Origin of the sequence: Lapidilactobacillus wuchangensis (assembly GCF_003946645.1) — a bacterium.
Classification (GTDB): Bacteria; Bacillota; Bacilli; order Lactobacillales; family Lactobacillaceae; genus Lapidilactobacillus; species Lapidilactobacillus wuchangensis.
Genome location: NZ_RHOU01000008.1, coordinates 74721 through 88144 on the forward strand (window position 1 = coordinate 74721; position 13424 = coordinate 88144).

9 protein-coding genes and 1 pseudogene are annotated in these 13424 nt (G+C 39.5%); 8 read left to right on the plus strand and 2 right to left on the minus strand.

Going from position 1 to position 13424, the window contains the following annotated elements; translation table 11 throughout:
• Positions 1–45: 45 nt before the first annotated feature.
• Positions 46–435, minus strand: a complete 390-nt coding sequence (locus tag EKM82_RS07710; RefSeq protein ID WP_125767729.1) for an OsmC family protein — start codon at positions 433–435, stop codon at positions 46–48.
• A gap of 212 nt (positions 436–647) precedes the next feature.
• On the opposite strand from EKM82_RS07710, the pseudogene EKM82_RS07715 reads away from it, so the two are divergent.
• From EKM82_RS07715 to EKM82_RS07730, 4 genes and pseudogenes are all read left to right on the plus strand, one after another.
• A pseudogene (locus tag EKM82_RS07715) lies at positions 648–2315 on the plus strand (glycoside hydrolase family 13 protein).
• Positions 2316–3629: 1314 nt separating this feature from the next.
• The gene (locus tag EKM82_RS07720; protein ID WP_125767731.1) at positions 3630–4562 is read left to right on the plus strand and encodes an alpha/beta hydrolase; all 933 of its coding nucleotides are present in this window, start codon (positions 3630–3632) and stop codon (positions 4560–4562) included.
• A gap of 272 nt (positions 4563–4834) precedes the next feature.
• Positions 4835–5893 (plus strand): AEC family transporter, encoded by a 1059-nt coding sequence (locus tag EKM82_RS07725; protein ID WP_125767733.1) that lies wholly within the window; start codon positions 4835–4837, stop codon positions 5891–5893.
• Between the two features lie 69 nt (positions 5894–5962).
• Positions 5963–6961 carry an NAD(P)-dependent oxidoreductase gene (locus EKM82_RS07730; RefSeq protein ID WP_125767735.1) on the plus strand — a complete coding sequence of 333 codons (999 nt, stop codon included), beginning with the start codon at positions 5963–5965 and terminating at the stop codon, positions 6959–6961.
• A 110-nt stretch (positions 6962–7071) separates the two neighbouring features.
• Here the strand turns inward: EKM82_RS07730 and EKM82_RS07735 are convergent, their stop codons facing one another.
• Positions 7072–8157 carry a zinc-binding alcohol dehydrogenase family protein gene (locus EKM82_RS07735; RefSeq protein ID WP_225419690.1) on the minus strand — a complete coding sequence of 362 codons (1086 nt, stop codon included), beginning with the start codon at positions 8155–8157 and terminating at the stop codon, positions 7072–7074.
• A 229-nt stretch (positions 8158–8386) separates the two neighbouring features.
• On the opposite strand from EKM82_RS07735, the gene EKM82_RS07740 reads away from it, so the two are divergent.
• The 4 genes from EKM82_RS07740 to oppC all read left to right on the plus strand — a co-directional run bounded on the left by EKM82_RS07740 (position 8387) and on the right by oppC (position 13421).
• Positions 8387–8578, plus strand: a complete 192-nt coding sequence (locus tag EKM82_RS07740; protein WP_125767738.1) for a hypothetical protein — start codon at positions 8387–8389, stop codon at positions 8576–8578.
• Positions 8579–8888: 310 nt separating this feature from the next.
• Positions 8889–10868: a peptide ABC transporter substrate-binding protein gene (locus EKM82_RS07745; RefSeq protein ID WP_125767740.1), complete on the plus strand. Its 1980-nt coding sequence runs from the start codon at positions 8889–8891 to the stop codon at positions 10866–10868.
• A gap of 112 nt (positions 10869–10980) precedes the next feature.
• Positions 10981–12471, plus strand: coding sequence for an ABC transporter permease (locus EKM82_RS07750; RefSeq protein WP_125767742.1), 1491 nt, complete (start codon positions 10981–10983; stop codon positions 12469–12471).
• A gap of 2 nt (positions 12472–12473) precedes the next feature.
• Positions 12474–13421, plus strand: a complete 948-nt coding sequence (gene oppC / locus EKM82_RS07755; protein ID WP_125767743.1) for an oligopeptide ABC transporter permease OppC — start codon at positions 12474–12476, stop codon at positions 13419–13421.
• Positions 13422–13424: the final 3 nt, after the last annotated feature.

Consider the following 13424-nt stretch of genomic DNA (forward strand, 5'->3'; position numbering starts at 1 on the left):
GGGTTTTAATTACAATTATTGACTCTACTTCAATGTAGTACTTAATTAATCATCAAAAATAATTGTCTCGGAAATTTGGATATTCGGATTTAATGATTGAGAAACGGGGCAGTTGGCCTGAACTAACCGCAATGCTCGCGTTGCTAAGCCTTGTTTTTCCGCGGGCACGCCCTTTAAATAGAAGGTGACACTCATTGATTTTATGGGATTAACATGGCCAGTTTCTTCGCGCTCGTAAGAGACAACAGTTTTTTCAAAAGTATAATTGATTTTGGAATTGGTCAGGATTTCCTGATAGACGTAACTTTCACAGACGGCGGTGGCTGAGACTAGTGCTTGAACGGGTGCGTAGCCAACGCCACGCTTGAAGGTCCAAGTCTCCGTTTGCGTATTTTGGAGGCCATTAGCAGTTTGATTAAAAGTGAGGGTTTCCATGAGTTTAACTCCTTTATCTGTTTATAATAAGCTTACTTTAAGTGTAGCAGTTTTCAGAACTTAACGGGACTAACCTGACTTATTTTTTCAAAACATTCGTGAAAAATAAATTTTAATCGACGCTTGTTACCGAAAACAAGGGTATTGCTCTTGCAAAGCCTAGTTAATTAAACTAATCTTAACTTAATAACAGATAAACGGAGGTATGATTGATGCAAAAACATTGGTGGCAAGAGGCTGTTGTTTATCAAGTTTACCCACGTAGTTTTCAAGATACCAATCGTGACGGTATTGGTGATTTACAAGGCATTATTCAACATTTGGATTATATCAAGACTTTAGGTGCTGATGTGATTTGGTTGAATCCCATTTATAAATCACCTAATGATGATAATGGCTATGATATTGCTGACTATCAAGCAATTATGAAGGATTTCGGCACGATGCAGGACTTCGAGGAACTATTGAAGAAGGCCCATCATCGCGGCTTGAAGATTATGATGGATTTAGTTGTAAATCATACATCTGATGAGCATCATTGGTTCGCGGAAAGTCGTTCTAGCAAGGAAAATAAATATCGCGATTATTATATTTGGCATGATCCTGTCGATGGCCACGAGCCAAATGATTGGCAGTCATCCTTTAGTGGCTCAGCTTGGCAATTTGATGAGAAAACTGGTCAGTATTATTTGCATCTTTTCTCGAAGAAACAACCTGATTTGAACTGGACCAATCCTGATTTGCGCCAATCGATCTTTACGATGATGGCTTGGTGGCTGAATAAGGGCGTTGACGGTTTTCGAATGGATGTCATTAACTTGATTTCCAAGCCGGAAAATATTTTGCCAGACAAAGACGGCTATATTGCGCCAATCGCCAATGGACCCCACGTTCATGATTACTTACTGGAAATGAACAAAAAGGTTTTGTCGAAGTTTGACGTTATTACTGTTGGTGAAACACCTGATGTTAAGCCATATGATGCCATTAATTACGCTGGTTTTGATCGCCATGAGTTGGAAATGATTTTCCAATTCGAGCATATGGGGATTGACCAAGATCCTGAATTAGGTAAGTGGCGGCCAAAAGCTTACAAGTTAACTGAGTTAAAGCAAATTATGAGTAAGTGGCAGATGGAATTGAATGGCAAGGCGTGGAATTCTCTATACTGGAACAATCATGATCAACCACGCGTTGTTTCACGTTTTGGTAATGACACGACGCCAGAATATCGGGTGCTTTCAGCTAAAATGTTAGCGACAGCGCTGCACTTCTTGCAAGGGACACCGTATATTTACCAAGGCGAAGAAATCGGGATGACCAACAACTATGATTTCAATTCAATTTCTGATTATCGGGATATTGAAACGGTCAATGCTTATCGCGATTTAGTTGAAGAAAAGCATGCGCTAGATAACCATGCATTCATTGAGGCGGCTCACCGGATGTCCCGCGACAATGCCCGGACACCAATGTAATGGGATGCTAGTATTAATGCTGGCTTCTCTGAAGAAGGCGTTGATCCTTGGATTGCTGTAAATTCCAACTGTGAAACGATTAATGTTCAAGCAGCTCTTCGTGACCCTAATTCGATTTATTATTATTATCAACGAATCAACGGCCTACGCCATCAGTTCCCAGTAATTGTTTATGGGAATTATGAATTGTTGCTGGCCAATGATGAGCGAATTTGGGCTTATCATCGTTATGATGACAAGCAAACGATTTTAGTTGTCTGCAACTTCAGCCAAAATACAGTCACTTGTGATCTGCCTGAGTTAAAGGATAGCGAACGCGAACCGTTGATTAAGAACTATGTTGATGATCAAGGTACAACTCTGCGCCCATACGAAGCCAAAGTTTATATTTACGAAAATTAATTGACTGGTTTTGTAACCGAATTGGTGGCATAAGGATTGTGCCGAGACCTCTCCAATTTGGAAAGGTGATTGCTGGGCGATTTTAAGGGCGTTGAACGCTGTGGCCGTCTATTTGAAGCTGAACTGGTTTTGAGCAGAGGGGATGACAACTCCGTTGCGTCCGGTGGGTTGTGGAACGCTGCCGGCGTTGATTTGAGCTTATTGCTGCGCAACAATCTCAAATACAAGCCTTCTTCTAACCGCTGAAGCGGCAAGAAGAATTTGGCGACTGACAACCCGGCGGCCTCCACTACGTTTTGAGCTAATTAAAACCACTGTAGATTTGATTGATATCAAGGCAATACTAGTGAAATTGGATATCCATCGCCCAGCAACCACCCGTGGAAACTAACAGAATTGATCACCACTAATTGAAAAACAAATTGCAATAAACTAATGAGCTCGTTTGACAACTTTTCTGGATAAAACCGGAGGAATGTCAAACGAGCTTTTTGATTTGCTATTCAGTTATCATTGCAATTCAAATCAAGTTGATTAATTTCACTACACTTGCCTTAAGCACTAACAAAGATGACGTGCACCACTTCAGCTCCAGACGGAATGGAGGGATCTTGTCGTCAGCCGCAAAATTATTGTTAGAGTGTGAGGGACGGCGCACTTTTGGCGTAGTGTAACTTCAATTATTTGATTGAGCGGCAAGTGCCGATCGAGCAAATAATTAAGTTAGACATAGCCATTTGTCGCCCTGAACACGTTTGGTGCTTTAGCACTTACAATAAGACCTGTATTGGAGACTTTTGAAAAAAGGCTTCAATCAGCGTCGGCAGCGTTCCACGCCAAGCAGCCCGCAATGCAGACAGAACCAATTCTGTTTGAACACCTCCACCAGGTTTTAGTGGCTTGGAACTTTGGTTGGAAATCGATCTGAAAACAAGAAAAAACACACCAGCGGGCAACTGGTGTGTTTACGTATATATGGGTATACGGGGTTTGTAGAGGAGGTCTCTACAATCATTCTTGTCTTTGGAGGAGTAAGAATGAAATGAAAAAGTTGGGTCATTACTATGGGTTAGCTCCAAAGGAGGGGTAATCCCTCGAAGCTATGGTTATAATATAACGGATAAATGTGAAGAAAGTTTGACGGAAGCCTTAAGGAAAGTAAAATCAGACCTTGGACCTAGACAACGCGTGCTAATTGAAATGGGTCCTTTTATTAAAGCAATTTATAAAAAATTCAGCAGTATTATTTGACATCTAGTTTTTAAAACTAGATAATAAAGATAAATTATCAAATGATGCTGGAGGTACTTCTATATGTGGTTAGTTGGCACGATTATTGTCCTAATTTTAATTATTTTCTTTGCGATTGCTGCTTGGAAAACTTATGACATTGCGATTCGGACAACACCGGCGTCTAAAGAAAAGTATCGCCAGCGTTCGCGTGACGAAAATGATGCGACGATTCTGCAGTGGTATGATCAGCAATCCTGGCAGGTCTGGCAACAGCAAAGTGAAGATCAGCTAACCTTAAAGGGCTACTTCTTGGCTGGTAAAGAACCTCAACAACCAGTCGTTATTGTCGCTCATGGATATCATCATACCCACCAACAAATGGCTAAGTATGCCAAGATGTTTCAACAATTAGGGTATCAAGTCTTACTGCCAGATAGTCGGGGCCAAGGTACTAGTGGCGGCTTTCATATTGGCTTTGGTTGGCAAGACCGTCGTGATTATCTTGGCTGGATTCAGCAAGTGCAACAGCATTGCGGTCAAGAAGTGCCAATTGTTTTATTTGGCGTCAGTATGGGGGCGGCCACTGTTTTGGCCACTAGTGGCGAACAGGATCTGCCAGCGCAGGTTCAGGCCGTTATTGCTGACTGTGGCTTTGATCAGGTTTATACTCAAGTACGTCATCGAGTTTTGACGAAATATCACTTAATTCCGGAACCAACTGTTTGGCTGGCCAGTTTATTGACCAAGCATTTCGCTCATTATCGGCTTCAAGACGGGAATATTACCGGCCAAGTTGCTAAAAGCAAGACGCCAACTTTATTCATTCATGGGACTGAAGATAATTATGTGCCCTTAAAATCAGAACGAATTCTATACGCAGCTTGTCACGCGCCCAAACGGGAATATTTGGTGGCCAATGCTGGCCATACCCAAGCCTATCAGCAGAATACCGCCGAATATTTTTCACAAGTAAAAAAATTTTTAAGTAGTTATGTGAAGGATAGTGGTAAGTGATATTCACGAATAATGGCATAGATTTTACAAAAAAAGTGATAATTAACAATTGACTTGAAAATTAGATACTGATATTGCGGGTTATGCAAGCGGTTATCTTGATCATCAATAAAATCTTATTTCAGAATTTCATTTAATTTATCCAAATTAACTACAATTATATTTCACAACGCTGATAAATAAAGCGGGTTGTGAATGTTTGCGTGATTGAAATAGTTATGGAATAATGGCTGTTGTTAGCTATTATTGATTATTTTTTGGAGGGACTATCTATGGATTTTGGAAAAGTTTTGGCAGAAACTTTTACGAATATGAATATTGTTAGTGCGATTACCTCGACAATTTTCATTATTTTATTAGGTTTTGTATTACGGAAGAAGAACGTCTTTACTAAGAACTTCGGTAAAGTTCTGACTAAGGTTGTTTTATCAGTATCATTACCAGCATTAGCATTTAATTCCTTCATGGCGCCAATCGATCAGAAGACTTTGCGTCAAGGAATCAACGTATTGATTTTCGGGATCGTCGTTTATATCATTTTGATTTTTGTGACAAAATTGATGTATTTGAAATATCCTAAAGATCGTGGCGATGTTTTAAGCGTATTGACAACATTTGGTTCAACCACTTTTTTCGGTATTCCAATTGTTGCCGCAATTTATGGTGCTAAAGGTGCCATGTATGCATCAATCTTTAACATTGGTTATCGAATCTTCTTGTATTCATATGCTTATATTAAAATGAGTGGTTTGGAAATGGATAAAAAGAACATCAAGCAAATGTTCTTAAATCCAATTGTTATTGCAACTTTCTTAGGCTTGATTCTTTGGATCATCCAACCCTACATGCCACAAGTTCACGTCCTTGATGCGGCAACTAATCAAACCGTTCAAGTGGCCTTTTACCGGATTGATTTAACAGCGTTATGGTTATTCAAGCCATTAAGCTACTTAGCTGGCTTAGCATCACCATTAGCTTGGTTGGCAATTGGGTCAACTTTAGGCGAAATCACCTTAAAGAGTGCTGCTTCAGACAAAACTTCATGGTACTACACAGCAATGAAAGTCATCGCAGTACCTGCTATCAACGTCATTCTGTTAGTATTATTAACAGTTAGCCATATTTTACCAGTTGATAAAGTTGCCTTGGCAACAATCATTATCATGATGGCAACACCAACAGCTGCCGTTGCATCATCATATGCCATTGGCTTTGATCGCGAGGCCGTTCTGGCTTCCAATGCTTCGCTGTTATCAACAATTGGTGCCGTAGTGATGATGCCAATTTGGATTGTGGTTGTTTCGATTTTAGGTGCAACAGGTATTTTCTAGAGGTAAATCGGGTCAATTAAGATTAAAATCAAAGGTTTTTGGTGATATTCTGAAAGGTAGGACTTACTAATGTTTAAAATTGCTGCTTATGGTGTTCGTGAAAATGAAGTACCATTTTTCAAGAAGTTAAATAAATATGATTATGAGTTGAAATTATTACCAGAATTATTAACTCATGACAATATTGAGACTGCTAAGGGAATGGACGCCGTTTTATTACGGGCAAACTGTGTCGGTGATGCGACTAACTTAGCTAAGATGAAAGAATGGGGCATCAAGTACGTCTTTACGCGAACAATTGGCTTTAATCACATCGATTTAGCGGCTGCAAAGGCAAATGACCAATTAGTAGCGCGAGTACCTTCATATTCACCTAATGCTGTTGCTGATCTGGCGTTAACCCTAGGTTTGACGTTACAGCGCCACGTTGCGTTCGCAACTTATCGCGCCCATTTGCAAAACTTCCAAGTTATTCCTGAAGAGTTCAGTCATGAAATTCGTAATTTGACCGTCGGCATTATTGGCACTGGTCATATTGGTGTGGCTGAAGCACAATCGTACAAGGCTTTGGGTGCTAAGGTGCTTGGCTATGATATTTATCAATCAGATACAGCTAAAGAAGTTGTTGAGTTCGTTAGTCAAGAAGAGCTATTGGCAAAGTCGGACATTATTTCACTCCATGTTCCTTATATTAAGGGTGAAAATGACAAGTTTATTAATGCTGATTTATTGAAGCTAGTTAAACCAACGGCTGTCTTAGTTAATACTGCTCGTGCTGAAGTAACGAATGTTGCTGACATCATCGCTGCTTTACAAGCTGGCAAGCTGGGCGGTTTTGCCGCCGATGTCATTGAAAACGAAGGTCAATTCATTGGTAAGAACCTAGAAGGCCAAACGATTTCCGATGAACATCTGCAGGCATTAATTGATTTATACCCTAAGGTAATCTTGACACCACATATTGGTTCATATACTGAAGAAGCCTTGACTGATATGATTCGGATCAGTTTCGATAACTTCAATACAGTTTTAGAAACCGGTACTTGCAAGAACTTGTTAAGTAAATAACAATCGATAATAAAAAAGCGACCAACGCTAAAATAGTGTTGGTCGCTTTTTATATGCATTATTTCCCAGGAAATAATTTGCTGATATCAAAATTTAAAACCGATACGCCGTTATACAGTTAAAACAACTTTTCCTTCGGTGTGACCAGATTCAATCAGCTGATGTGCGGCAGCTAAATTTGTCGGATTCAATCCGGAAATTGTTTTGGTCAAAGTCGAATGGATTTTACCTTGATCCAGTAAATGAGCCAACTGCTTTAAAATTTGACCTTGTGTTGCGACTTGGTAATTGAAGTTGCTCTTGGCAAACATAAATTCCCAATCCCAGCTAACGTTTAGATTTTTAAGTTTACCAATTGGTAATGGTGTATCTGTTTCGACGATACAGCCCACTTGACCGAATGGCACAATCTGTTCAGCAATTAAATCGAAATAGTCATCTGGGGTGATTAGAACCGCAATGCCATCGAATTTTCCCCAGTGGGCAGCCTTGATTTGCTCGGCAAGATCTTGATGATAATCCAAACAGAGATCGACTTGATTTTGACGTAACCAATCAAAGTGTTTAGGACTGGCAGTAGCCGCCACCTTAAAGCCAGCCCAATGTGCTAATTGACTTAACATGGTACCCACACCACCAGCACCGTTAATAATCAACAGTTGCTTACCTTGGTTGTCAGGAAAACTTAAGTCAGTCGCCGTATTCGCACCTTGCTCGATTTTCGCTTGAATTTGCGGATCGTTTAAACTTTTACCAAAACCCATTTGTTCAAACAATAATTCCCATGCCGTTATACCGGTCAGTGGCACTGCTGCACTTTCTGCAGCTGTTAATTTTTGTGGGGCCCGACTAACTAAACGATGGTCGACTAACTGATAAGTTGCATAACTGCCATCGCGTTTCATCGTTCCAGCGTAATACACTTTATCGCCAAGGTTAAAGTCAGTGACATTTTTACCGATAGCACTGACGGTGCCAATGGCGTCATAGCCTAAAACGTGAAATTGTGGTCCAGTTAAACTTTGCCGAAGTTTCGTGTCAACTGGATTGATTGAAAATGCCTGAATTTTAACTAAAAGATCATTAGCTTCCGGCTGTGGTAACGCCAGTGCTCGCTGCGAAAAAGCACCATCAGCCAAACTAAATCCTTCGTTGAAACCATATTGAGTCATTTTAGTACTGTTATTAGCCATCATCTGATCAGGTCTCCTCTATATATTGATGTTTATCATTAATTTCCGGCGTACTCATGGAAAAAAGTATTTATCATCAGTATAGCAAGCTTGGAAATAACAACAAAGCCAAACTACTTGACGGCAAGCTATTAAGCCGTGATCTGAAGTGGTACGAATCTGGGCCTTTGCTGAGGTAATCTGGTATTATGAACGTATAAGTGATTTAAATGAGTAAATTAGGAGCAAAGGTATGTTTAATCGAAATTCTGACCATGATCACACTCTGACATTATTAATTGCTAGCTTGATTTGGATTGCGGGTGCATATTTATTAATTAGCGATTATCTTAAAACACATTTATTAAATGGTCCCATGGCACTAGTTTTGATTGTGGGTATAGTGTTAACTGCTTTTGGGTTTTGGCAACAACGGAAAAAATAACTTTTAATTCATTTGGAATATTATACGAACACATCTTCTCATTATCTGCCCAGATTTCCAAACTGTTACTGAGAGAAGATGATAAAATATTTATTTTTTCTCATCAAATATTGTAATCGATTGCATTGTTGAAATGTAGGTAATAAAGGCCTAATTCGGTAGGCGGTTTATTTTCTGAAATAAAAATTAATATTAGCATTTCTATTGACATTAAAGTTTAATAATTGTACTATTTTATCAATTTCATAAAACGATTAATTTATTTGGTGCCCGTTTTGATGAGAAGAATTCCAATTTGGAGGGTTTTAATATGAAGAATGGTAAGAAAGGGTTATTAGCACTCGCTTTAGTGAGTGTGGCGCTATTAGGTGCTTGTGGTAATAAAAAAGCTGCTTCATCTAATAGTAATAGTTCAACTTCAAGTTATAACTATGTATATGCGACTGATCCAGATAATTTTGACTATACTGTGTCAATGCGGTCGACAAATAGTGCGGTTTTTGCTAACTTCGAAGATGGCTTGTTGGAAAATGACCAATATGGTCAATTAAAGCCTGCCTTAGCGAAATCTTGGAAAGTTAGCGCCGATGGTAAGACTTATACTTACAAGTTACGTAAGGGCGTTAAATGGGTTGATAGCGATGGTAACGAATACGCCACTGTTAAGGCTCAGGATTTTGTTACTGGTCTGAAGCATGCCGTAGCTGCTAAATCCGAATCATTATATGTTGTTCAGGACAGTATTCAAGGCTTGAATGATTATGCTAATGGTAAGACAAAAGACTTTTCAACTGTTGGTGTTAAGGCATTGGATGATTACACAGTTCAATATACCTTGAATCAACCTGAAAGTTATTGGAATTCTAAATTGACTTATGGGGTTATGTTCCCAGTTAATGCCAAATTCTTAAAATCAAAGGGTAGTAATTTCGGGAAGCCTCAAGCTGATGGCATCCTCTATAATGGCCCGTATGTTTTAGCTAACTTCACTTCTAAATCCGTTCTTGAATATAAGAAGAATGAAAACTATTGGGATAAGAAGAACGTTCATGTTGACGATGTTAAGTTAACTTATAATGATGGTAGTAACCCAGATGGTTTGTACAAGTCATTTAAGAAGGGCGACTTCACTGCTTCTCGGGTTTATCCTAACTCAGCTGGTTATAGCGATGTTGTTAAGAACAACAAGAATAACATTGTTTGGTCACAACAAGATGCTTCTGTCTACAACTTTACCTTCAACTTAGATCGTCAAACTTATGGCGCTACTTCTAAGAAGACTGATCAAGCTAAATCTGACACTAAGAAAGCAATTATGAACCGTAACTTCCGGTTAGCTATTCAATTTGCCTTCAATAAATCACAATATAATGCTCAGGCCAATGGTGCTCAAGGTGCTACGAAGTCATTACGTAACGAAATTACACCACCTGCGTTTGTTTCAATTGATGGTAAAGAATATGGTGATTCCGTTAAATCTGACTTGGATAGCTTAGATAGTGCAGCCTTCAGTGATGTTAATTTAGCTGATGCTCAGGATGGTTATTACAATGTTAAGAAAGCTAAAGAATACATGGACAAGGCTAAGAAAGAATTAGCTGCAGAAGGTGTGGCCTTCCCAATTCACTTAGACTTACCTGCTGATCAAAAAGCCCAATTAACTTTAAATCAATCGAAGTCATTTAAGAGTTCTGTTGAGAAGAGTTTAGGTAAAGATAATGTCGTTATCGATATTCAATTATTAAATGAAGACAAGTACTTGGCAGCAACATATCAAGCAACGACTGGTGCTGCTAGTGACTTTGATATTAGTAATGCTTCTGGCTGGTCTCCTGACTTTGATGATCCTTCAAGCTATTTGGATATTTACACACCAACTTCTGGTTCGATGTTATTAACACTTGGTTTGAATCCTGCATCTGCTGGTAACCAATCAGCTTCCAACAAGGCAGCCATTAAGGCCGTAGGTTTGGACGAGTATGAGAAATTAGTTGAAGCTGCCGAAGCAATTACTAACGACAATAATGCTCGTTATGCAGCCTTTGCTAAAGCTGAAGCTTACTTGCTAAATAGCGGTATTACAATCCCTGTTAACTCATTGGGTGGTTCTCCTTCTGTTACCAAAGTAGTTCCTTATTCTGCACCATTCGCATGGTCCGGTTTAGGCAATCTACGTTACAAGTATATGAAGGTTCAATCAACTCCAGTCACAATTGCTCAAAAAGCCAAGGCTAAAAAGGCTTGGGATAAGAAGCGTGCTGAAATTGCCAAAGAAGAAGCAAAAGATTAATCAACTCTTAGAGTAAGGCGAAAAAGGCTAGCACAACACTAGCCTTTTTTCTGCTTTTCTCCAGTGCCATCCAGCAATAGCATGAAAATCAGCATTAAGGAGGAACCATTTGATGAAGAAGTATGTCTTCTTTCGAATAATCCGTTCGCTTGTCAGTATTTTCTTAGTTACAACGCTAACGTATATCATCATTTACTCATTAGTACCACGTAGCGATGTTTTTAAGAATGATACGATGGTCAGCAAGTTAAAGGCTGATCCAGATAAATTAACTGATTATGAGAATACTGCGTTCAGTAAAATGAACTATATTGAGTATTACGATACGAAAGCACTTCTGGCTAAAGCCGAAAAGGATAGTCCTGAAGTGACTGCTAAACCAACCGCTGCCAACAAGCAGTTGTTGGAAAAATGGGGCAACAAGAACGGTTTTACCATTCATCAATTTAAGATTGGTAAAGGCTTCTATGCGACTCGTGAATTATCATTATTGGAACGGTTAGGTCGGTTCTATGGTAATTTAATTCAGTGGGATAACCCTTGGGCTGTTCACGATGCCAAGAATCCAAATATGCCACGTTATTTGAAATTTGAAAATGACAAATTGGCAGGCTTTGCTTTAGTTGGTTCAGGAACGAAATATCGTTATCAAATTTACTTCAACAGTTCATTCCCATACATTCATCAAAACTTCTTGAAGTTTAATTTAGGCTCTTCATATCCTACATTTGCCGGGATTCCAGTAACAACTGTTATTGGTGCTCGTCAAGGTAAGACTGAAGTTGTTCAAAATGTTTATCCTAATGGTAAAACATTTAATAGTGCTGATAATATTTACTCACGGCAATATCAACCTAAAGCACAACAAGATTCGTCAGTGCGGGAACGTTATGGCGATGATTACACGAATACCACTCAGAATTATCAAGATCCTTCAATGATCGGGACTTCCTTCAAAGCTGGTATTTGGGCGTTGATCATTTCTTACGTGATTTCAATTCCAATGGCGATCTTAATGGCTCGTTATAAGGGCAAGTGGTTTGATAAGGCTGGTACGGCGATTGTGACTGTTTTGATTGCCGTTCCAAGTTTGGCCTTCATCTATGCGTTCCGTTATTTAGGTAGCTCGCTTTTCGGCTTGCCTGATTCATTCCCAACGCAAGGTGCATCTTCATTTGCTTCTTGGGTATCACCAACCGTTATTTTAGGGTTGTTGTCCGTTTCGGGATTGGTTATTTGGTTCCGGCGTTATATGATCGACCAACAATCTTCTGATTATGTTAAATTCGCGAAAGCAAAAGGATTGAACGACGGCGAAATTTATCGGAAGCATATTTTCAAAAATGCTTCGATTCCAATTGTTCAGGGTATTCCTGGTTCCATCATTGGTTTAATTGGTGGGGCAACGATTACCGAAACAATTTTCGCAATGCCTGGGATGGGGAAGATGTTGCCTGATGCAATTATTTCTCATAACAATCCAATTGTGATCGGCTTAGTCTTTATCTTCACAACCATTGCCGTCTTCTCGGTCTTACTTGGTGATATCTTAATGACGATTGTCGATCCTCGAATTAAACTTTCTGCGTCAGGAGATGACTAACAATGACTGAAAAAATTAAAAATGAACCACAAAATATTGATAATGATTTCGTTTTGGTTAGTCGTGACGCCAAAGCTGCCGAAGTCATTGATACGCCGAAGTATTCTTACTGGGGTTCAGTGGCCAAGACTTTCTTCTCTAGTAAAGTAACTATTTTTATGTTGATTTTGATGGTGGCAATTTTGTTAATGTCATTCATCCAACCTTTATTTAGTGGTTATAACTTAATGGATGTTTCTGGGGTCAATAACTTTGGCGCTCGCTATAATTGGCCTAGCGCTAAGTATTGGTTCGGGACTGACGCTGATGGTAAATCATTGTTTGATGCGATTTGGGCTGGTGCTAAAACATCAGTTTCGATTGGTTTCATTGCTTCTTTGATTACCACCGTTATTGGCGTAATCGTCGGTGCGATTTGGGGCGTTTCTAAGTCAATTGATCGCCTGATGCTGGAAATCTACAACGTTATTTCTAACGTGCCAATGTTATTGATCATCATTGTCTTGTCTTATACTTTCGGGAATGGTTTCTGGAACTTGATTTTCGCCATGACCTGTACTTCTTGGTTAGGGACAGCTTACTTTATTCGGGTTCAGGTTATGATCATGCGTGATCGCGAATATAATATTGCTTCGCGGACTTTAGGTACGCCAACACGGCGGATGATTTTCCGAAACATCTTGCCATACTTGACTTCAGTTATTGTGACGCAAGTTTCCCAGTTATTACCATCATTCATCTCTTACGAAGTATTCTTATCCTTCTTAGGCGTTGGGTTAAGTCAGAGTGTGCCATCATTAGGCCGTTTGATTTCCCAATATTCGCCATATATGACTAGTTATCCGTACTTGTTCTGGTTGCCAGTATTAGTCCTTGCCTTAATTACCGTTTCGTTGTACATTGTTGGGCAGAACTTAGCTGATGCATCAGATCCACGGACACATATGTAGAGG